The sequence below is a fragment of the Parasphingorhabdus sp. genome (assembly GCF_965233695.1).
Classification (GTDB): Bacteria; Pseudomonadota; Alphaproteobacteria; order Sphingomonadales; family Sphingomonadaceae; genus Parasphingorhabdus.
The window spans coordinates 2634035-2655575 of the sequence record NZ_OZ247497.1 but is presented as its reverse complement, the minus strand read 5'-3'; the positions used below and the strand labels follow the sequence as shown (position 1 = coordinate 2655575).

Annotated in this window: 22 protein-coding genes and 1 pseudogene; 20 read left to right on the top strand and 3 right to left on the bottom strand. The window is 53.5% G+C overall.

What is annotated here, in order from left to right; translation table 11 throughout:
• Positions 1-77: 77 nt before the first annotated feature.
• Positions 78-482 carry a helix-turn-helix domain-containing protein gene (locus ACO6S1_RS12570; protein ID WP_332041292.1) on the top strand — a complete coding sequence of 135 codons (405 nt, stop codon included), beginning with the start codon at positions 78-80 and terminating at the stop codon, positions 480-482.
• Between the two features lie 258 nt (positions 483-740).
• Here the strand turns inward: ACO6S1_RS12570 and ACO6S1_RS12565 are convergent, their stop codons facing one another.
• Positions 741-953, bottom strand: coding sequence for an AlpA family transcriptional regulator (locus ACO6S1_RS12565; RefSeq protein ID WP_332041249.1), 213 nt, complete (start codon positions 951-953; stop codon positions 741-743).
• Positions 946-1437: a hypothetical protein gene (locus ACO6S1_RS12560; RefSeq protein ID WP_422343020.1), complete on the bottom strand. Its 492-nt coding sequence runs from the start codon at positions 1435-1437 to the stop codon at positions 946-948. Before ACO6S1_RS12560 ends, ACO6S1_RS12565 begins: the two co-directional genes overlap by 8 nt.
• Positions 1438-1799: 362 nt before the next feature.
• Here ACO6S1_RS12560 and ACO6S1_RS12555 point away from each other — a divergent pair.
• From ACO6S1_RS12555 to ACO6S1_RS12470, 18 genes and pseudogenes are all read left to right on the top strand, one after another.
• Positions 1800-2108, top strand: a pseudogene (locus ACO6S1_RS12555) (hypothetical protein).
• 29 nt (positions 2109-2137) lie between these two features.
• Positions 2138-2425 carry a type IV conjugative transfer system protein TraL gene (gene traL / locus ACO6S1_RS12550; RefSeq protein ID WP_422343019.1) on the top strand — a complete coding sequence of 96 codons (288 nt, stop codon included), beginning with the start codon at positions 2138-2140 and terminating at the stop codon, positions 2423-2425.
• An 11-nt stretch (positions 2426-2436) separates the two neighbouring features.
• Positions 2437-3036, top strand: a complete 600-nt coding sequence (locus ACO6S1_RS12545; protein ID WP_422346186.1) for a type IV conjugative transfer system protein TraE — start codon at positions 2437-2439, stop codon at positions 3034-3036.
• Positions 3033-3857: a type-F conjugative transfer system secretin TraK gene (locus tag ACO6S1_RS12540; RefSeq protein ID WP_422343018.1), complete on the top strand. Its 825-nt coding sequence runs from the start codon at positions 3033-3035 to the stop codon at positions 3855-3857. The genes ACO6S1_RS12545 and ACO6S1_RS12540 overlap by 4 nt, the downstream gene beginning before the upstream one ends.
• Complete coding sequence (locus ACO6S1_RS12535) at positions 3854-5170, top strand: TrbI/VirB10 family protein (RefSeq protein ID WP_422343017.1); 1317 nt, start codon at positions 3854-3856, stop codon at positions 5168-5170. Before ACO6S1_RS12540 ends, ACO6S1_RS12535 begins: the two co-directional genes overlap by 4 nt.
• On the top strand, positions 5167-6039 hold the full coding sequence (locus ACO6S1_RS12530; protein WP_422343016.1) for a DsbC family protein: 873 nt from the start codon (positions 5167-5169) through the stop codon (positions 6037-6039). The genes ACO6S1_RS12535 and ACO6S1_RS12530 overlap by 4 nt, the downstream gene beginning before the upstream one ends.
• A complete protein-coding gene (locus ACO6S1_RS12525; protein WP_422343015.1) occupies positions 6036-6770 on the top strand; it encodes a hypothetical protein in 735 nt (244 codons plus the stop codon). The genes ACO6S1_RS12530 and ACO6S1_RS12525 overlap by 4 nt, the downstream gene beginning before the upstream one ends.
• A complete protein-coding gene (traC, locus tag ACO6S1_RS12520; protein ID WP_422343014.1) occupies positions 6767-9337 on the top strand; it encodes a type IV secretion system protein TraC in 2571 nt (856 codons plus the stop codon). The genes ACO6S1_RS12525 and traC overlap by 4 nt, the downstream gene beginning before the upstream one ends.
• The gene (locus tag ACO6S1_RS12515) at positions 9330-9731 is read left to right on the top strand and encodes a hypothetical protein (RefSeq protein ID WP_422343013.1); all 402 of its coding nucleotides are present in this window, start codon (positions 9330-9332) and stop codon (positions 9729-9731) included. Before traC ends, ACO6S1_RS12515 begins: the two co-directional genes overlap by 8 nt.
• A complete protein-coding gene (locus tag ACO6S1_RS12510; protein WP_422343012.1) occupies positions 9728-10120 on the top strand; it encodes a TrbI F-type domain-containing protein in 393 nt (130 codons plus the stop codon). The genes ACO6S1_RS12515 and ACO6S1_RS12510 overlap by 4 nt, the downstream gene beginning before the upstream one ends.
• Positions 10117-10626: a S26 family signal peptidase gene (locus ACO6S1_RS12505; RefSeq protein WP_422343011.1), complete on the top strand. Its 510-nt coding sequence runs from the start codon at positions 10117-10119 to the stop codon at positions 10624-10626. The genes ACO6S1_RS12510 and ACO6S1_RS12505 overlap by 4 nt, the downstream gene beginning before the upstream one ends.
• Positions 10623-11258 (top strand): type-F conjugative transfer system protein TraW, encoded by a 636-nt coding sequence (gene traW / locus ACO6S1_RS12500; RefSeq protein WP_417614160.1) that lies wholly within the window; start codon positions 10623-10625, stop codon positions 11256-11258. The genes ACO6S1_RS12505 and traW overlap by 4 nt, the downstream gene beginning before the upstream one ends.
• Positions 11255-12289, top strand: coding sequence for a conjugal transfer pilus assembly protein TraU (traU, locus tag ACO6S1_RS12495; protein WP_422343010.1), 1035 nt, complete (start codon positions 11255-11257; stop codon positions 12287-12289). The genes traW and traU overlap by 4 nt, the downstream gene beginning before the upstream one ends.
• The gene (gene trbC / locus ACO6S1_RS12490) at positions 12286-13053 is read left to right on the top strand and encodes a type-F conjugative transfer system pilin assembly protein TrbC (RefSeq protein ID WP_422343009.1); all 768 of its coding nucleotides are present in this window, start codon (positions 12286-12288) and stop codon (positions 13051-13053) included. Before traU ends, trbC begins: the two co-directional genes overlap by 4 nt.
• 3 nt (positions 13054-13056) lie before the next feature.
• A complete protein-coding gene (locus tag ACO6S1_RS12485) occupies positions 13057-14790 on the top strand; it encodes a conjugal transfer protein TraN (RefSeq protein ID WP_422343008.1) in 1734 nt (577 codons plus the stop codon).
• A 47-nt stretch (positions 14791-14837) separates the two neighbouring features.
• Positions 14838-15662: a conjugal transfer protein TraF gene (locus tag ACO6S1_RS12480; RefSeq protein WP_422346185.1), complete on the top strand. Its 825-nt coding sequence runs from the start codon at positions 14838-14840 to the stop codon at positions 15660-15662.
• Positions 15652-17082: a conjugal transfer protein TraH gene (locus ACO6S1_RS12475; RefSeq protein WP_422343007.1), complete on the top strand. Its 1431-nt coding sequence runs from the start codon at positions 15652-15654 to the stop codon at positions 17080-17082. Before ACO6S1_RS12480 ends, ACO6S1_RS12475 begins: the two co-directional genes overlap by 11 nt.
• Before the next feature lie 15 nt (positions 17083-17097).
• On the top strand, positions 17098-19800 hold the full coding sequence (locus tag ACO6S1_RS12470) for a conjugal transfer protein TraG N-terminal domain-containing protein (RefSeq protein ID WP_422343006.1): 2703 nt from the start codon (positions 17098-17100) through the stop codon (positions 19798-19800).
• Between the two features lie 4 nt (positions 19801-19804).
• Here ACO6S1_RS12470 and ACO6S1_RS12465 read toward each other — a convergent pair whose 3' ends face one another.
• Positions 19805-20020, bottom strand: coding sequence for a hypothetical protein (locus ACO6S1_RS12465; RefSeq protein ID WP_422343005.1), 216 nt, complete (start codon positions 20018-20020; stop codon positions 19805-19807).
• A gap of 887 nt (positions 20021-20907) precedes the next feature.
• Here ACO6S1_RS12465 and ACO6S1_RS12460 point away from each other — a divergent pair.
• Complete coding sequence (locus ACO6S1_RS12460; protein ID WP_422343004.1) at positions 20908-21456, top strand: SH3 domain-containing protein; 549 nt, start codon at positions 20908-20910, stop codon at positions 21454-21456.
• Positions 21457-21541 lie beyond the last annotated feature (85 nt).

The window sequence follows — 21541 nt, the reverse complement described above, 5'->3', positions numbered from 1 at the left end:
TTGCCTTACAACCTCCAGTTACTGTAGAAGCAAGCATTAATTTAAATAGGCCGTATAAGGAAAATGATTTGACCAATATGATGATCGGTGACCTAGCGCAAAAAACCAGCACCAAGGTAAACACAGTACGCTATTACGAAGATATAGGACTGTTACCCGAACCTGCACGAACGGCATCGGGTAGGCGGACATATGCGGAAAGCGATGTTCGGAGATTGTCATTCGTCCGTCACAGTCGCGGATTTGGGTTTTCTATTGATGAAATACGATCACTTCTGGAAATATCAGATAGCCCAAAACAAGACTGCGAAGCGGCCGCAAAAATTGCGCAAGAGCATTTGGAAAAGATTGATACCCAAATAGTTCAACTGACATCGCTACGGGATGCTCTTAAGTTGTTTGCAACCTCATGCTCGGGAGGTTCTGCCGAGCATTGTGAAATCATAGGTGCGCTAAATCGCTTGAACCCGCCGGTCGGTTAGATGGCAGGCGAAGGTGCGTTTTATCGATCCACTTAAATGCAAGACTATGCCCCAACTGTTTCTCCGCAGCGGCGACCGCATAGCGCTTTGGCCGACTTCCTTGAATCTCACCGCCAAATCATATGCTGCGCATAAGGAATATGACCATAAGAATAATCGTTTTTTCAACAGCTATCGTTAAGAGAAGTGCGCAGCATGAAAATCTGTCCAGCCAACGACAAATGTTCGCATACTCATAATAACATCAAACAGACAGATTCAATCGAGTTTTGAACTGATCCATGAATCAATATCGGCCTCCAACCAAGCAACAACATACCCACCAAGCGTATGCGGCCTTGGAAACTTTCCTTCATCCATCCAACGATAGATGGTGGAACGCCCGAGCCCAACGCGGTGCTGCACTTCTTTAAGCCGGATGAGCCGCATAACCGGCTGCCTCGAAACTTTATTCAATCCGGCATCAAGCATCTCCAACTCCATTTTTCCGATCAAAGCCATCACCCAAGAGAGCGTCCTTTTGAGCAAGATAGTCGATATGCTCAGCGAGCAATCGCGCTACACGTTTGGCAGTTCCCTTCGCCCAACGTGGTTTGACATCATGGAGGTGATCACCGAGCTGGGCTTCCAAGGCATCGGGTAAATGACGGACCAGTTGTTCAAAAAACAAAGCAAGGTCGGTTTGCATCCACAGCGAGGCTCTGTCCTGATCGGCAACCAGATAAAGAAGCAAATGGGCATGCGGCGAGGCGCCCGTACCATATAATATACGCAAGGCCTCACTCACGGTGGCTTCGCGCTTCCCCGCAAGGATGCGCCGCATTGTGCCCCGATCGATTTCGGCATCGCGTGCAATGCACACTTGAGAGCGGCCTGACGTAGAAGCAGCCTCATGAAGTAGCTTCGATACACCGGCCTTAATTTGCGCCTCGGAAATTCCATCGGGTTCAGTCATGTCATTCATCCTGTCATTAAGAGAACGAATCACCTGATATCTTGAACAATCACCTGTAGGAAAATGAAAAGAACATAAAAAGAACAAATAGGAAATTGCGAATCACCGAATCCGGGTTTCCTGTTCTGTTGAAAACAGCTTCTGTTCAAACGAGAACAACTCCTGTGCTGGCCTGAACAGTTCCTGCGCGAACGAGCGCATCGGCTGGTCAACACTACCCAACTCACCTCCAGAATATCGCTTTTTGCTTGGAAGGCACCTAATTTCCCATTTCCTGTTTTCCTACAGGTGGGTCAATCGCGCACTTAGAACATACAGCGAACACATGCTGTTTCATGTTTCTCAAGCGAAAGTGATTTTCCATGATCAATACTACCCAAACAAACCGCCGCGCATCCGATTACCTCATTCCGGCAGCTGTAGCGCTTCTCTGTGCCACGGCCGCCTAAGCAGGCGCAGACAATACTTTTGATCCTGCGCTCGCAAAATTTACCGATTTTCTGGAAGGTTCTGGTGGTAAGATCATTACCGTTCTTAGCCTGGCAGCCGGTCTCATTGGATTGGCGTCCGGGCGTTTCTCGCTCGGACAAATCGCTGTTCCCGTTGGCGTCGGCATCGGCGTCGGGACAGGCGTTCCCATCGTCACCTCTGTTGTCACGGCAGTCATTTAACGACTGCGATCGGCAAGGAGGGCGGCATCATGGCTGACAGATATCTTTTACCCCGGCGGCTTGATGATCCCGAACTCATCGGATTTTGGACGATCGACGAGTTTCTCGGTCTGATCATTCCGTTCGCCTGGGGCATATTAGCGCAGCATATTTTTATTGGAATCGCCTTAGCATTTATTGCCTGGTTCGCTCTTCGAAAAGCAAAATCCGGCGGTGCGAGCGCGCAGCTCCTCCATGCTGTCTATTGGTATCTGCCCGGATCGTTTCTGGGATTAAAAGCCACGCCGCCCTCCCACTGCCGACTTTTGGCCGGTTGAAGGAGGGCAAGATGGAAGCACATATTGCACATCAGTCAGCGCAGCGCCTGCTGCGGCAACGCAACTGGCTGGCCCTCCTAGCTGCGGGGCTAGCAGTGACGAGCCTGGCGGCCATTGCAGCTGGATCAACGCAGTCGCGTGAAATCGTGCTGGTGCCGGTGACCGGACAATCGCTCACCCTGTCAAGCGCAGGCGTTGCCCATGAATATTTGGAGTTCGTCACCCGCGATACCGCTCTCATGCTGCTCAACCGCAGTCCTGAAGGGCTTGATTACTGGATGGAGCAGATTCTCAAACTGGCCGATCCCAGCGCCCATGGGCGCCTCAAATCAGAATTGGTCAAAATCGTTTCCGAACAACGCGGCTCCGATATAGCCCAGGCTTTTGTCATCCGTTCGCTTGTCATCGATCCGAAAGAACTCAAGTCTGAGGTAACCGGAACGCTCAAAACGTTTGTCGGCGCGCAGGTAATCGCCAGCGAGGAGCGTAAATTTGTCTTCAGCTGGACCTACACAGGTCTTCGGCTTGCGCTGACTGGCTTTAAGCAAATCCCGACCGAGCGTGATCAACAAATTCAGCAAAAATCAATCGAAAAGGATGCCTCGTCATGAGCAGCATATCATTATCCCTGCCCGCCTGTCTGCTGGGCAGCGGCATGGCGAGCATCAGTTGGGGCGTTACGCGGCTTCCCGATACGGGTTTCAAAACTCTTGGTGCGGCATTACTTATTGCCGCCCTTTCGTTAAGCGCATCACCTGCTTTGGCGAACCAGTTTGTCGAGGCGGCGGACAATGCGAAGATTGACTGCACATTGTCGCGCGATGAGCTGACCCGTATTGCTTTGGTTGGCGACGAATTTTCCAGCGTTTCAAAAATCGCTTCGGGCTATCCCTATAATGATTTCGGGGTAACGCACGAGCCGGTGCGCGGTGATATCTATATTTCCGTGCCGCCCAGCTTCGCCAGCGACAGCGTTAGTTTCTTCGCCACCAGCAAACAGGGTTTTGTCTATAAATTTGCCTGCCGCACGGCAGCGGTTGAAGCGCATCAACTTTTTATAACCAATCCCGCCCTTGCAAAACCGGAGGCGGAGACTTGGGAGAACGAAAGAAGCGAAGAGCAGACCATCATCGCTTTGGTCAAAGCGGTGGCGGAGGGAGCAGCGCCTCCCGGTTATAGCGTGCACCAGCGTATGATGCGCCCGGTCCGAACCGGATCCATCGAAGTCCAGCTCATCGCAGAATATCGCGGCGCCAATTACAACGCGCAGCAATTCATTCTCACCAATCGCGGTAAAACCGCAGTCGAGCTCAATGAAGAAGAGCTCGCACCCAAATCCGCGCGCGCAATTTCCTTTGCCCAAAGCACACTCAAAGCCGGAACGAGCACGTCCGCCTTTGTTGTTACCACGACACGGGGGACCGACCAATGAGCGAGAGCAAAACTATAGCACCCGTTAAAGATGCGGATGCAGAGCAAGGCCATGCGCGCGCCGGTCTCAACAAGCAGATCGCGCGGCGGCAAAATTTGCTGCTTGCCAGCATTGGTAGTCTCGCGCTGATCGCAGGTGCCTGGTTTCTTTTTGCCGGTAATGGCGATGAAAAAGGTACGCAAGAAAGCGGCGTAGTGACCATTGACGCTGGCAGTCTGGTCAACCGCAATCTCTCCCAGCGCGAGTTTGTCGCGGCTTATGAAAACCGGCTTAATAAACTCACCCAGGATCAAAAGGCGCTCAAGGAAGCGCAGCTCCCAACTGATAAAATCGAAGAACAAATCGAAGCTCTTCGGCTTGAAAACAGCGAAATGCGCACCAACGGGCAAGCGGCCATTGATGCGATTTCAGCCGAAAACACTGAACTGAAAGTGCAGCTCGAAGAAAAAGCCGCAGCGCCGGCACCAGTTCCTCCGGCCTATGGTCCGCAAAGCGGAGATTTTAACCGCCAGTCGGCATCGCTTGGATCACCCGATGGTACAGAAATTTCGCCCGACGGTTCTCCTTCCAGCGCAGTCAAAATTCTCAATTTCGGCAGCACCGAGCAGGGATCAAAATCTTCCAAGAAACGCACATCGGAAATATCACCGCTCCTGGTTGAAGACAGCCCGGAATATTTGCCGCCCAACAGCTATGCACCGGCAAAAGTCATTGTTGGCGTTGATGCCTCGGTCGGGGTTGCCAGTCAGAGCGATCCGCTTCCGGTGGTATTGCGTATTACTGGCCCTGCCCGTTCGGTGGTCAAAAACGGCAAATTGCTTACGACAAATATCACCGGTTGCATTGTCAACGGCGCGGCGCGCGGCGACCTCTCATCGGAGAAAGTGTATGTGAAGCTCGCCCGCATGACCTGCGATCAGCCGGGCGGACGGGTCGCGGTCAGCGAGGTTAAAGGCTTTATCAGCTTTGCCGGTAAATCCGGCGTGCGCGGACGCGTTGTCAGCCGCGAAGGCAGTCTTGTCAGCCAAGCGCTGCTTGCCGGGATTGTCGGCGGGTTCGGGCGCGGCTTTTCGGCCAACGCGAACGGCATATTTTCCGGTCAGATTGGCACGGACGGGAAACGCGATAGCCTCTCGGGCGCCGACATATTGACCGGCGGCCTTGGCCAGGGCGCAGGAGATGCCGCCGATACCGTTTCCAAATATCTCATCGAACGAGCCGAACAATATCAACCTGTCGTCGAGATGCCGACCGGTATCGATGTCGAGATCGTCTTTCTCGACGGCGTCCATGTAAGGAGTGAAAAAAAGTGAATTTCAAATATCAGAAAGTAGGCAGGAACCTAAAATCAAAGGCGGCAGCCATTGCGCTTGCTGTTGCAAGCGGCGGGATGGTTTCCGGCCTCGTTGCTGCCAGCTTTATCTCTGCTCCAGCCAATGCCGCAGGCGTACTCCAAGATGTGCGCACGGCTATCCAGCTACGTCTCCCGAAAACACCCATTACCAGCCTCACCTGCAAGGGGTTTGGCGGTCTGTGCGAGGTCGTATCGGAAAAGACATTATTCTATATTGATGAACGCGCGCGTTATCTATTTGTCGGGCGTCTATACGATATGGAAAGCCGTGCGGATCTGACGGCCGCAAAACTGCTCGAGCTTAATCCACAGCTGCTGGTCGCAGGAGCAGCAGGCGCAAATTCCAGCGGACCAACTGCCGCACGGCAGCCCGCGGGTAAACTCGCGTCCAAAGTTCCCGTCGCGGACTTGATGCCATCAGGAGCAATCCATTGGGGATCCAAATCCGGACCCAAGCTCATAGTTTTTTCCGATTTCAATTGCAGCTATTGCAAGCGGCTGACCGCGGAGCTCAAAAAGGCGCGCATGCGCGTTGAAGAGCGGCCGATATCCATCTTTGGCGAAAAAAGCAGGAAGCTGGCTGAAGCCGTGATCTGTTCGCGGGATCCTGCAAAAGCGCTGCACCAGGCCTATTCCGGCGAAACACCGAAGAAACAAAAGTCGTGCAACACCTCAGGTCTTGATGCCAATGAGGCCTTTGCACGCAGCCACGGTTTTTCCGGAACGCCGGTCATGGTGCGCGCAAGTGACGGCGCGGTACTCGAAGGATATCGCGGCGCAGCCGAAATCCGCGCCTTCCTGAGCTCCAATCCAAAAGGTGCAAAATGACGCGCGCGCACTTTCCATTGGGGATGCTCGCGCTTTCATGCGTCTCACTATCGTCTTGCGCTAGTCTGGGCAGCAATATCAGCGGCAGTTTTGATTGCAAGGCGCCGGGCGGTAGCTGCGCGCCGACATCGCAAATTGATGCGGCGGCGAATGCACCAATGCTCGAGCAAACTCAGCCAAGTGGCAGGCGAAACCTGATATCGGCGGCGCAAACTGCGCGGACAGGCGAGCGTGTGCTCAAGATTGTCTTTCCCGGATTTGTCGATGCGTCGGGCAATTTGCATGAAGCGCGTAGCGTGCATGTAGTTGCGCGCACTCCCGACTGGGCTGCCACATTGACTGGGCAAGAAACAAATATCGCTCGGCAAATGGCGCGCGATATAGCAGATCAAGCCAAGCTAGCATCCAAAGACCATTCCGGCGACCCTCTTAGCGCAGACGATAACGCCAGCGAAACGCCGTCAGAATCGATTGAAGCCGCTGACCCATTTCTCAAAAGTTCTTATAATTTGCCCTCGCGTGGTTCGTACCCCTTGACCGTGCGAGAGGCAATTGCCGGTGCAAACATACCGGCAATCGAGGGGTTCGATGGGCTCCCTCCCCCAGCAAGTCGAACCCCTCACCCTGTTTCCAAAACACTACCGAATGATGGTCTTCCGAGTATTGAGGCCATCGAAGCCGCCAAGAAACGCGAGAGCAACAGATTGCCCAGCGAGGAGAAAGGACAATGACCTTCTCCATAACTGGCGCGCGCGCCAAACTATTGTCGGGTCTGTTTGGTGATACCCAGACCGCTGACCAAGCAAAACCGAGCATCGCGCTCGACATGCTGTCAGATTGGCTGCCGTACCGGGTTTTTGATTCAGGACCGCGGTTGTATCGCAACGCGCGCTCCAAAGGATTTATATTATCCGCCGCGCCGCTGATTGGCGCGGATGAACGCACCGGTGAAATATTGGGTCAGTTTTTCTCCGAAGGTATGCCCGAAGGCGCGTGCCTGCAGATATTACATTTTGCCAGCCCGCGCATTGGCCGGGTAGTCGCCCCATGGTTTGCCAAGCGCTACGCACAGGGCGGTGTCTATGAGGCAATGGCGCGCCACAGATCAAAACGGCTTTATGATCTGGTCTGGGAAAGCGGGTCTGCCCATGCGCCGTTTCATGCCCGCTGCCATAATCTGGTTATCTCGCTGGGCGTTCCAGACACCGCAAACATTGATGACAATGAACTTGCGCAGTGCCGCGACGGGCTTGTCGGCGTACTGACGTCTCTTGGCATTGATGCGGGTGAAATGGAACCGCAGGAACTCATCGCGCTCGTTGATGACCTGACTTCCCCCACCACAGCGCCGCAAGAAGACCGAACCGTTTACAATCCGCTCGATGATATTGCCAGCCAAGCCATCCGCCGGGATATTGAGCTCGAAGTTGAAGATGACCGGATGATCCTGCGCACCGAAAGGTTCCGGGAAATTGGCCGAAGCGCTGATGGCACGCCGGAAATTGGCGCAATCTATCCCGATGCCTTTGACATCCGGCATTTTGGCGTCAGGCAAATGCCTGAACGATGGGCGCCTTGGGAATGCGCGCGGCTCATCGGCGACATGTTCACCGACAAATTGCGCTTCCCCTGCCCGGCTGCGACCATGCTTTGTCTGGTCTACCCCGACCGCGAGGGTGCCTCGGCAAAAGCCGGTTTCAAATTCATGCGTACAACCAGCCTCAGCCAGTCCAAAAGCGCGCGGTTCCTGCCCAAACTAGCGCAGCAATCGTCCGAATGGAGCCATGTCCAGGCAGAATTGCAGGCCGGGAAACGCCTCGTGCAACTGTTTTATGGCGTCACCAGCTATTCGCCGCTTGGCCTTGGCGATGCTCATGAACGCTCAATCAAAGCGATCTATAAGGCCGCTGGTTGGGATTTGGCCGACGAACGTTTTCTCCAGCTCCACGGGCTGATCGCGGCCATGCCCATGACACTGGCCGATGGCCTTGCCCATGATCTCACACGGTTAAAGCGGCTTAAAACCATGCTTTCAACCAGCGCGGCGCATATTGCACCCTTGCAGGGCGAATTTCTGGGAGGGCCGTTGCCACATCTGCTTCTGGTGGGACGGCGCGGGCAGCCATTCTACTGGTCGCCATTTGAAAATGACGCGGGCAACCATAATGTTGCGATTTGCGGTAAGTCCGGTTCTGGCAAATCTGTATTGCTGCAGGAAATGTGCGCAAGCCTGCGCGGCGCGGGGGCGAAAGTTGTCGTGATTGATGACGGGCGCTCGTTCGAGCATTCGGTTAAATTGCAAGGCGGGCGCTTTGTCGAGTTTACCCTCAAATCCGGTTTCTCGCTCAATCCCTTTTCAATGATCAATGACGCGCGCGCAGCAGAAGACGATGACTATAAACTCGACTGCATCGCGATGGTCAAGGCGATTGTAGGCCAAATGGCGCGGCACAGCGACCGGCTTACCGATACAGAGCGCGGTCTGATCGATCAGGCGGTTACAACAGTTTGGGAAGCGCTTGGCAGCGGCGGCACGATCAATGAAGTGGCAGCAGCATTCGCGGGCATTTCCAATCCTGTCGCCGATGATCTGGGCGTTGCCATCGGACCCTATATGAGCGGCGGAAGCTATGGCGGCTTTTTTGAAGGTCAGGCCAGTATCGCGCTCGATGATGATTTTACCGTATTTGAGATGTCTGATCTAGCAACGCGCGAGGAGCTGAGATCGGTCATTCTGTGCGCTATCATGTTCATGACCAGCCAGGCGATGACCCAGAGCCCGCGCAGCACCAAGAAATTACTTCTCATCGATGAAGCCTGGTCGCTCCTCAAAGGCGGCTCAATGGGCGAGTTTGTGGAAACCTATGCGCGTACGGCGCGTAAATATGGCGGGGCGCTGGCAACCGCCACGCAGTCACTCAATGATTATTATAAATCAGATGGGGCAACCGCAGCGCTGGAAAATAGCGACTGGATGTTGGTGCTCCAGCAAAAGCCGGAAACTATTGCAGATTTCCGCAAGAACGACCGCCTCGACATGGATGATCGCACTGAAACGCTGATCCGCAGTTTAAAACGTTCGGGCGAGGAATATAGCGAGGTTTTTATCAAAGGCCCGGATAGCGAAGCAGTTGGTCGGCTAGTTCTCGATCCTTATTCCGCGTGCATCTATTCTTCTTCGCCCGATGTTTATGCGGCAATCGAAGCTGAACAGGAAGCCGGCGCTTCACTGGCACAGGCCATTGCCCGCGTGTCCGGTGTTGGCGCCGACAATCGGAAGGGCAAGCACAATGCCTGACAAAACCGATACGCTGTTTGATCAATATTTATCGCTTGGGACAAGCAAGGACCAGCGCTGCAAAGGTACGTCGTTTCCATTAAAGCAGTTTTTTCAAAACACTTGCCACATCATGCTGGAAGTATCGTTGTTCACCATGAGCTCGGTATTGATGGCGCTTGGTCTGCCGCTTTGCTTTTTCCTGCTGTTATCCGGTTGGGATTTGCTCGGGCTATTCACGCATCTTGATAATTTATCCGTTCGCTATCTTCAAGCGGACGGGATGCGCAGATTGGCGTTTTCCAGCGACCTCAAAATCATTTTCTTTGGGTCTACTGCTCTGATCGCGGCGCTTAGGATACCGAGATTTATTGCGCGGATTACCGATGATTTTCCCGAAGGGAGAGAGGGATGACCAAATCAGCACTATTAGAGCATCTACCAAGCGGGCGATCCGTTATCATGGTCCTTCTGGTCACGGCTGCGATTTTGTGGATCATCTGGGTCAGCTTGCGTCTGATCGAGCCCAATAGACAACAAATAGTGCAAGTCCGCATGTCCGAGATCATGCGGGATTTCATTGACGGGGAGGCAAAGGGTGATGCTGATCCCGAAGTCACCCGGCAAGAAATTGCCCGGTATCTCCAAGCAACCGAAGCGGCGGTGGATGATTTGGGTCGTAGCGGACATGTGATTTTGGTTGCTGAAGCCGTGCTTTCAAAAAATACGCCCGATGCCACGCCGCAGCTCAAAACCAAAATCGCCCAAAAACTGGAAAACGATAGCCGGGAGAAGCCGCAATGAACGGTATTAGATCCCGCCTGAAACGCCCGCTTGTTCTGGCAATGCTGGTAGCGGTCCCGCTGCTCTATGCGCCGATAGCCAAATTCAGCGACAATCATGCGCTCTTGATCAATGCCAGTCCCAGCCTGCCCAACTGGGCATTCTGGCTGGACAAGAATTTCACCCCTTCTCGCGGCGCGTTGATTTTCTTCGAGCCGCCGCGTTCAGAATTGCTCAGCACCCATTTCGGCAAGAAGCCGCAAATCTTCGGCAAGCGGATATTGGGCATGCCGGGTGATCAAGTTCGCCATGACGGCAAAAATGTCTTCATCAACAATAGGCTTGTCGCGCGAACCAAACCCAAAACCCGCAAAGGGGTCGCGCTTACCAAAGGCCCTGAAGGCATCATTCCGGACGGCTGCTATTATGTTGGAACGTCCCACAAACATGGCTTTGATAGCCGCTATGGCGAGATCGGTTTCATTTGTGCGCCCCGGATTATTGGCACCGGGAGGGCAATATTGTGAACAGACTAACTTTGCCTTTCCTCATTGGAGCCTTGCTGTCGACACCGGTATTGGCGCGCGACTATGGCCAGCAGGGTACTCATTTCCCAATTATTGAACCGGATTTACTCGAACAAATTCAGTCGCGTCTTCAGACCATGGACAAGAATGGCGACATTGACCGGCTGAACCAGAAACTCAAAGCGCGCACCATCGCAAGGGTAAACCGGCCTAAACCCGTTGCGGGGTTGATCAGAGCAGAAAAATCCACAACGCGCCTGTTCGATCCGACCATCACATTGCAGGCCGATATTTTTGGTCATGATAAACGCAGGATCTGGGCCAAAGGAACCAGGGTCAATCCCCTCGATACCGTTCCTCTGCGCGCGGCATTGATATTTCTAGACGGCGATGATCCAGCCCAGCTCGAATGGGCATTTGCGCAAAAATCAAAGACTGCGAAACTCATTCTGACGAACGGCGCGCCGCTCAAGTTGATGAAAGCGCGCCAAAGGCGATTCTATTTTGATCAAGGCGGAAAACTGACCGCGCATTTCGATATTAAAGCACTACCGGCGATGGTCGATCAACAGGGCCGGATGCTGCGCATCCGGGAGTTTGCGCTGTCCAAAAAGCGGAGGCCAACCCAATGACAAAAAGCTTTTCAAAAATATTCAGATTTAAGCCCGCATTACTATTATGTCTGCTGGCATTCAGCTTGCTTGTCTCAGCCCCGGCTCGCGCCGATGCGGGGCCGGGCCGCTGCACCGGTAAATTTGTCAATCCGATCACCGATATCTGCTGGTCGTGTCTTTTCCCGCTGTCGATTGGCGGCCTTGATATCTGGCCATCAAGCAGACCTGATCCTAAAAATCCTACCTTGCCCGTTTGTCTGTGCGGAATACGACCCGGCATTGCCATGGGGTTCTGGGAGCCGGTCCGGCTTGCCGATGTCAGCATGAAGCCATGGTGCTTTGTCAATCTGGGCGGGCTCAAGATCGATCCCGGGTTTGACATTGGATATCGTTCAATCTCAGGGCCATCGGCCATTGGCGGCGCGAGCCAATATTATTCCAGTTGGCATGTGCATTGGTATGCCTATCCGCTGATCTACTGGATGGAGATTGTTGCTGATTTTCTCTGCCTTGAAGCAGGCTCGGTGGATATTCTCTATATTTCCGAGATTGATCCGCTGTGGCAAGACAGTGAACTTACCGCGATCATTAATCCAGAAGCGGTGCTTTTTGCTAATCCGCTGGCGCTTGCCGCCTGCGCTGCCGACTGTGTTTCCGCCACAGTCAATCTGCCGCGCGATGAACTCTTCTGGTGTGCTGGCTGTCAAGGATCAATGTATCCAATGAACGGCAATGTCTCTGCCAGCATCGGCCATGTTCAAGCCTCGCGGCTCGTGCTGTCGCGCTTTGCTTTCAAATTGCACCGCCAATTGGTGTCTTGGGGAACCATGGGCAAAAAAGGTCTGTGCGGTAAATATCTCATGCCGATCATGCGCAAGCAGCAATACCGCCTGCAGGCAACCAACCCCAATCCGGCGACCAAGGGCCGTTATGCCTGCCCGCCCATCGGAGCCTCCACCACCTTTCAATCTGCCGGACAGGTCATTCCCGCCATTGGCGAGGACATGGGCTATCTTGTCTGGCGCAAACGGAATTGCTGCGCCCTATGAAGAACATCGTTCTCTTTTCGGTTTTGTTCACGATCTCGGCATCCGCTGGTTTCGCCGCAGCGCAGAGTCAAAACTCGGAACCCCTCGATATTGAAGCCATTCGTGCTTCGGCCAAATCCTATTCCGCCGAGGCAGAAGCGCTGGCTGAAAATGTCCGCATGCGCAGCGGAGATTTGCGAGATGAAGCCCGTCAGACCCAAGACCAGGCAAGGGCTAATGGCGAGCGATATACGAAGTCTGTCCAGCGGAAACACAGAAACAACGACAACAAAAAAGACGAAGTCTTTGATTTCGACCGGATGATTACGGATCATGCAAAAATGGCTCAGGCCAATCTCGGCGACGCACCGCGTTTCATTGCCTTTGCAAGCCTGTCGATGCCGCCGCAGTCTTTGAAAAAACTCGTTCGCGACACTGCAGCGGCGGGGGGCGTTACGGTGCTGCGCGGTTTTCCGGGAGGCAGCGCCAAACAGCTTACAAAAATGCTCACCGCCATGGCCTCGGACGGCGAGCAGTTATCCGCGCTTGGTATTGATCCCAGACTGTTCCGGGCGTTCGATATCAAGGCTGCGCCCAGTTTCGTGATGGCCTCTTCCGATTTTACTCTGTGCGACGGTTTCGATTGCAAAGGCGCTGTTCCGCCCCATGACCGGATGACCGGCAATGTCACCGTAGAATATGTGCTGGAAACATTTGCGGGCGGCGCTGGCCCAGGATCGCGTCTCGCTGCGCTGCACCTTGCCCGTCTGAAGAAGGAGCGCTGAGCAATGAAGTTTCTTAAAAGCCTTCTCTTCGCTGTCACGGTCATCAGTTTCTCCGCCGGATCACCATTGGCGGCACAGGACCGTGAGGCGGCGAGAGAAGAAGGAAAAGCTTTTGCTGGCGAACAGCAGAAACGCGCGCGCACAAATGCAAGCACGCAACCCGATGCGGCTCGTATTCCAGGCTACATCTCAAATCCGGCTGAAACGGGTTATGCTGATAATCCAGATCGCATTGAAGGCGATGCGCGGGCCGCCGCGCGCAGCCACGAAGGCATGAAAGCGATAAAGGATTCCAATGCCCGGCGCGCGAAGTTTGAGGCGGAGGAAATAAAAGCAGTCACTGCGCGCTCCAAAACTATCAACGAAGATCCGCTTGCCTATACCAGCGGAATGGAAATTGGTGGGGCAGAAGGACGCTGCGTACCGCTACCACCCTCTCCCGGGTCGCCGGGCCGCTATACAGCAACCTGCAATAGCGGTGTGGCGCTTGAGGAAACGAGCGAGAGCTGCACCGTGCGTCTTGAGGTCACCATCGAGCAGCAACAGATTCACAAATATCTATGCAGCCAAATCGAGCCATATGGATTCCGGGAAGTGCCAAGCTGCCAGCGCTTTTTTGACGCCGGTTGTCAGGCGACTGGAACCCGGCTCGGACCGTGCCTGCAATGGTATGATGACGGATATAACCCCAAATATTGCGTGGAACCGGGTGAACCCTATCTCGAAATGAGCTGCAGCGCCCCGATAAGCGGAGAAACCCCATATGCTGTAACAAACGAGAATATCGTGAGCACAAACCGGAATGACCTTACATGCCGAACTTTCGCGGATGATGCAGATTGCGAACAGGTAGCCGAGACTTGCAGCGACAGCGACCCCGAAACCCGCATCATAAACGGTGTGCCGGTCACAAAACCCTGCTGGGCATGGGAGCGGGCCTATCAATGCAATGCCCGGCGCGCTGCCAATGATTGCGAGGAGCTCGACAATGAGCCTGCCTGCCAGCTACTCCGCGAAGATTGCCTGAGCGAAGATAATCCCTGTTCAACGATAGAGCGCGTTTATGATTGCCCGCTTCCAGATACGCAAGGCTCGGGTAGCCAGTATATTTGCGACGGTGATGTCTATTGCATCGACGGATCATGTGAGACGATTGAGCGCGAAGCGAATGACGAGTTCAAGGATGCCGCTGTTGCTCTCCATGCAATGGATGATGCGCGCGGACAATTTGATCCCGACACATTGACGCTTTTCAAAGGCGAGCGCGAGACCTGCGGCTCCAAAGTCTTTGGCGTGCTCAATTGCTGCAAGGGCAAAGGATTTCCGCTCATTCCGGGCATCAGCCTGCTGGTTGCGCTGGGCTGCAACACCCAAGAGATCCTTCTTCACCAGCGCGATGCCAATGGACTGTGCGCCTATGTCGGCAGCTATTGTTCGAAGAAAATTCTCGGCATCTGTATCACCAAGAAGAAAGCCTATTGCTGCTTCACATCCAAATTGTCGCGTATTTTGCAGGAGCAAGGCCGCGCGCAGCTTCCCAAACCTTGGACTCGGGCGAAAGACGAACAATGCAATGGATTCACAATCGAGGAATTCGCGCAGCTCGATCTTTCAAGAATGGATTTTTCCGAAATCTATTCGGAGTTCACCGAAGCCGCCCGCCTGCCCGATGAACTCGAAGCGGCCAATGATATTCAGCAGAAAATTCAAGATTTCTATGAAAGATCAGGCCCATGAAAAATGTTTTTGGCTCCACGCTTCCCCTGCCCTTGACGCTCGGTGGAATGGCCGTGCTTGTCCTTGCAATAACGTTGCTTATGGATGCCGCCCTCAGTCCGGCATTCGCGCAAGGCGCTGCATCCAAAGCAATTGATCAACAAACCAATATGACGCGAACCAGCGCGGATGAACTCTACTGCGAGAAACGGAAACTGGGATTTTGGTTCTATTGCACCAAGCCGAAATCGCCTGAAACAGAAACACTTCAACCAGAACCGCAGTCAAGCGCAAGCGAGCAACTCGATGCGGTCACGAAGGAATTGCGTGAGCTTAAAGCCAAAGCCATCCTCGAACCAACCCGCAAGAATGTCATCGCTTATATACGCTTCCAACGTGAACAACTTGATCGTGCGTCACTGTTTTCAGACGTTTGGCAGCGCGCAATCTGGCAGCAACCTGATCTCGACTATACGCTCGAGCGCCCGGTTTCCACACTCGCCAAAAGACAATGGCAAGAGGACCGGAGCGCTTCACGTGATACCGTCATGGCCAATCTTGGGAAACGCTACGGGCTGTTTTACTTTTTTGCTCAGAGCTGCGGAGCCTGTGAGGTCATGTCGCCAATCGTAAAATCAGTATCGGGTCGTTGGAAACTGACCGTTCGCGCGATCTCAACCGATGGCGGACCGTCGCGGCATTTCCAAAATTACACCGTCGAAGCTGGTCAACGTGCGCGCATGGGATTGAAGCCTAAAATCACCCCTGCCCTGGTGCTGTGGGACAGCGCGCAAAGCCGGGCTATTCCAATCGGCTACGGCATCATTTCTGCTGATGAACTGCAGGATCGTATTTATTTACTCACATCAAAGGAAGCCGGACATGATTATTAAAAAAGCGATCGCTGCGATCACAGCTGCAAGTCTAATCATCGCTCCCGTGTCTGCTAATGTCGGAGACAGCATGGACCGGTTCATGGATGATATGGGCGGTGCTGCTAATGTCACCGGACCCACGGCGTTCGAGGGTCAGTCAGCAGGCTATTATAGTCTCGGCAATGTCTGGACGCGCTTTCCCCAGAAGACGACCAATATTGCTAACTTGCAGCTCCCTTCTGCCAAGGCGGGCTGCGGCGGCATTGATATTTTTGCAGGTTCGTTTTCTTTCATCAACGCCAGTGAGATTGTCGCGATGCTCAAAGCCGTGGCGAACAACGCGGTTGGCTTTGCCTTCAGCCTTGCCATCGACACCGTGTGCCCGGAATGCTCAAAGATCATGCAGGAGTTCTCGCAAAAAGCGCAGCTCATGAATAATCTCAACATCAACAGCTGTGAAATGGCGCAGGGTTTGGTGGGCGGTATCTGGCCGAAGGGTGATCTAGCTGACAAGGCAATCTGTGAAGCGATTGGTAACTCGGAAGGCGTATTTACTGATTATGCTGCCGCCAAACATGGTTGCGGTACGAAAGGCCAGCGCGATTCCACAAATGCGGGCGCGGGCGCGGATTATGCTGATGTGCATCCGGGCGTCGCGCGAAATTACACATGGCATATCCTCAAGAAATCCGCCTTCTTCAATCCGGGCGGCACATTTGACCGCGAGCTTGCTGAATATGCGATGACTCTCATTGGTACGATTATCTACGTGCCGCCCAGAGACGCCTCTCCCGGAAAATTTGTGCCGTTCGCCGGCGATGCCTCCTCGACATTAGTAACTGCATTGCTGGACGGCACATCGGGTCAGACCATCAAGGTGTTTGATTGCGATGAAGCCGATCAATGCCTCGATCCCACTTTTCGCAATATGAGCCTTGCGAGCTCTAAAGCCATACGTCCGCGTGTTGGAGCGCTGATTACGAGCATGGTCGAAGCTATTCGCGCCGACACGGCGATCGGCAACGCCGAAAAAGAATTGCTGCAGGTCGCATCGGTGCCGCTTTACAAAATTCTTACCGTTCAGGCCGCCTATGGTCGCGGCATGCCTACCGATGACCGCGAGACGCTTGCTGAAATTGCTTCGGTTGATCTGCTCTTTGCGGTACTGGAACGGATTGTCGGCGAAGCCGGACGTTCGATGTCCACCTTCATCGGGGCGGACGAAGCCAAGCTCGCCATGTGGCAGGGCCAAATGAGCGAAGTGCGCCGCGCATTGGCGGACAGACAATCTAACAGTCAGGCCAAGGTCAGCGCTATCATGCAGATCATTGAAAAAACTGCGATGATCGAGAATATGCTCTCGGCGTCCATGTCACCGTCCATGGCAGCAGCCCTCGACTGGTCACGCGCGGTTCAAAACCGCTCGCTGACACCTTGAGTTGAGTATAAACATATGGTCGAGATATTCACAATTGGCGGCGGCGAATATATCGTCAATGTCCTCAATGCTGTTGCGGCGTGGACCGGCGCGGGCGGCTATAAAAGCCTGATTCAGGTCGCCATGGTCATGGGGCTTGCATTGTCGGTGATAGTGGTCGCCTTCAATCAGGACTGGCGCGCATGGCTCCACTGGTTTTTTGGCGCGACGATGATCTACATGTGCCTGATGGTGCCGCGCCTCGATGTCCATGTCACTGATCGCATCAATCCATCACTGGCTCCAGCCGAGGTTGCCAATGTACCATTAGGCCTTGCACTGATGGCAAGCTTCACCAGTCAGGTCGGCGATTATCTTGTCCGTTCCTCCGAGACTGTGTTCGGGCTACCGACCGATCTCGATTATTCCAAGAATGGAATGATCTATGGCTCGCGGCTATTGGATTCGACGCGCAGTTTACGTATTTCTGACCCTGAATTTGCCGCCAATCTCGACGAGCATTTCCGGCAATGCGTATTCTATGATCTGCTTCTCGGCCGCTATTCAATGAAAGAACTGTCGGCCAGCGATGATATCTGGGCGGTGATTGCGCCGGGAAGCGCAGCGCGCGCGCAAAAGTTCCTGACCCGCAATCCCGATGACAGCGTCAGCGCCAATATCATAACCTGCCGCGCGGCTTACAACGATCTGAATTCCCAATGGGTGGGTATGATCGATGAAATGGGGACTATCTTTGGCCGCCAGCTCTATCCCAAACAGACCGCAGCGCTTGCCAAAGCCAAGCTATTCGCTGATCTGCCGGTGGCATACAGCTATTTGAGCGGGGTTTCCAAAAACGCCAGCGAGATCTTCCGGCAGGTGCTGACAATCAACGCGATGAAACAGGCGATGCACGGCATGGCAGGTTCCAGCGGCACATCCAGCGTGGATGTTTTTGCCCAGACCCGCGCCGACATCCAGACCGAGCGGACATATTCCTCCATTGCCCAAAATGCGATGAAATGGGTACCCATCCTCAACATCGTGCTGACGGTGGTCTTCTATGCACTGTTTCCGGCACTGTTCCCGCTGTTCCTGATGCCAAAAACCGGTCCAACGGCACTGCGGGGTTATATTACCGGCTTCTTCTACCTTGCTGCCTGGGGGCCATTGTTTGTCATATTGCACATGATCCTGATGTTCAAAGGAGCATCTGATGTTGGCGGCGCAGCCGGTGGAACAGGTCTTAGTCTGGCAAACTTCTCGGGAATGGTTGATGTGAATAATGATATCGGCGTGCTTGCTGGATATCTTGTTGCCTCCATCCCCTTTCTCGCTGGCGGTATCGCCCGAGGCGCGCTTGCAATATCTGGACAAGCAACATCCTATCTCAATCCATCACAAAATGCGGCAGAAGAGGCAGCACGCGAAGCCAGCACTGGCAATGTGTCTCTTGGCAACAGCAATATTGAAAATTCGAGCGTGTTCTCGAAACAATTTGCGCAAGGTTCGATCGCACCGAACATTTCATATGGCGCAGCGCAGACGCGTGGGTTCAGCGCAAGCGGAACGCAAACCACCAGCTTTCCTGACAACAGCTTTGATACCGTTCCTAATTCATCCTATCCGTTTACACCGACACTGGGTCAGGATTTTACTTCAAGACTGTCAACGCTGGCATCGAACAGCCGATCACAAAGTGAGACATTCTCCAATCTTGCCCAGCAATCGACCCGTTCGGCAGTCACCCGATTCAACGAACTCAGAAATACATACAGTCAGGGAAATTCTTCAGAAACCGCAGTCGGCACCAACGAAAGCAACAGCGTCAACAAGGCGTTCAGCGAAGTGGATTCTGCTTCCAGAAACTTGCAGCGGCAATATGGACTGTCGCGCAGGGCATCTGATGACATCAGCGTATCGTGGTTCCTGAATGGGGATGCAGGGCTTGGAGTGAAGGGCGAGAAAGGTGCATTGGGCGCTAACCTCGGGCTCAAGGGCGGGAGAAATAAGAGCTGGACTGATAGTGATATTGGGATCGCCTCGGAAGATCGCAACCGGATTATGGGCAGCATGAACCAGATTTCCGATAGCCGGAACTGGTCCAATACCCGTGATGGATTTGTGCGAAGCGTTGGTTCCAGCAGCAGTTCTGCGGTTTCAAGCAGCGCATCTGGTATGACTTCATCGTTGACCGAAGCGCAAAGCTATACCGTTGAAGCCAGACGCGCGGAAGAAATGGCAAGCCGCTTGGAAGATCAGGCAACATGGTATGAAAGCAACAGTGCCGCTGGATCGCTCAACCTGAGCCAGGCCTACCGCGAATGGGGCATGGCGGAGATGGAAACCAATCGAGATTATTACGGCAATACGCGTTTTGATGATGTGAATTTTCAACTCAGCGCCGAAGGTCAGGAATTGCAAACAAGATTTGTGTCCGGCTATGCTGACCGACTTCACGATGATATCGAAGGCAAACTGACATTGCCCGAGTTCGCTCCCGTGCAAAAACCTGGCGTGAGTAGCGCCGCCGGTGTTCGTGGTGGTGTCCCGCTCGGAGGCGGTGGATCAGCCTCTGTAGGCGATGTACCCGATGTCGGAGGAACAAGAGATGAAGTCGCCGGTGCTCAGGCTCGCGGTCGAAAGCGTGTGGGCACGGTAAAGGGAGCGATGGACAAAAAGACGGGAAAAGCGAGAGGAGCGAGTGCTGAGGCTGCAGACGACATTAAGGAATGGTGACGCCCTAAATTACGATTAGGCCGTCATCGATTGCCACATAAATCAGGAATGCCAGAAAGGCGATGAAGAAGGTAATTAAACCAAATCGTCCCCAAGGATCCGCCCATGTTTTTCTCCATGTATAGGCTGTCAGGCGGTTTTCTGCGAGCGCCTTGTCAATCTCCGACAAGCCGGGCCAGTTTTGTTGATCGTCAGAATGAGTGTTTTTATCCTCGGTCATTTTTCAGTCTCCAAGATCATGAATCACCCGGAACCAAGCCTCCTCTTCTCTCAGACCATAGCGGAATTAGAGTGCACAGTCATTTTGAAATTAACTGGTCAAAATCGGCCAATCCAATGTTCCAACTTGAGTTTGCAGCCAATGCCGTCATTATCTCCGTTCATGAAGTTAAGATATCTACGGATGAAACATGGGTTTGATTGAATTGCTATTAATGGGTTCTACCATTGTTGGCGCCGGGCAATCCTTCGAATGCACGCCTACCCGTGTCTGGGATGGCGATGGTCCAATCTGGTGTGCAGAAGGTCCAAGAGTTAGACTCTCAGGCATTGCCGCACGGGAAATGGACGGAACTTGTTCAGCTGGTCACCCCTGCCCGAAGGCAACTGCAGAGGCGGCAAGAGACGCTCTAGTGAAATTGGTTGGCAAACCTTCTGGACGGTCAAGGGAGGGTCATGTTCTGGTCTCTGGGCCCACATTAAAATGCCGGTCCGATGGTGGCGCAGGTGGCAAGCGCACTGCAGCATGGTGTGTGTCACCAAAATCCGGAGATCTATCGTGCGCGATGGTAAAAGGTGGTTGGGCACTCAAGTGGACCAGATATTGGAAGGCGCACCGCTGTGATGGATAGTCGGGTCTCCTTGAAAACAAGAATGGCAAATTTGCTGTTTGGCGCAGAAATCTGTTTTTTTGCATGGATGATTATTGGGTGGCCGCTCTGGAGTTTGGTTTCATCCTGGATGAAATGACTGATGCGCCTTGCATGGCTATATTCGAAATGTTGTGGAATGGGAGAATGGAATTTGAAGCGGCTCACTCAATTTTGGCGATTAGTTGCTGTCGATAGAATAATGTAGATGTCGTCCTAGGGGGGTATTTGACGCGGCATGGCAAAACCAGATCAAAACAACGGATGTGGATGGGCGATCGCCGTGGTTCTGGGACTGATTGTGCTTGGACAATGTTCGAAGGACGGATCAGGTGGTCAATACTCTGACACTGATTCGACGCTATATGATCAGAATTCAGGAAACTCTGCCGAGAACTTAGCGATGTACGTGACCGCCGGATCGGTTAATTGCCGCTCCGGTCCGGGAACAAATTACGGAAAGCTTAGTTCTTTCTCGTACGCGGAAACAGTAACAGTCATTGAAACGCGGTCAGGTTGGTCAAAAACCGAGACCGCAGACTGTTGGATTGCTTCAAGATTCCTTAGCGAGAATAAACCTGAACCCGCACCAATCGCGCAGCGCCCCATATATTCATCGCCATCGCGGCTATTTGAACCGCCGACGCAATCAGGTGGATCATGCGGGGCGAAATGGAAATGCGGCCAAATGAATAGCTGTAGCGAGGCGTATCACTATTTGAATGAATGCGGTCTGGGACGCTTGGATGGCGATGGCGACGGTGTTCCTTGTGAAAGCATTTGTTAGGAACAAACACCAGATTTTCAGCGCGCTAATAGCCCAGCTCTGCAGGCATTCTCGAATATTGCTGAATTCGCGTTGAACATATGTT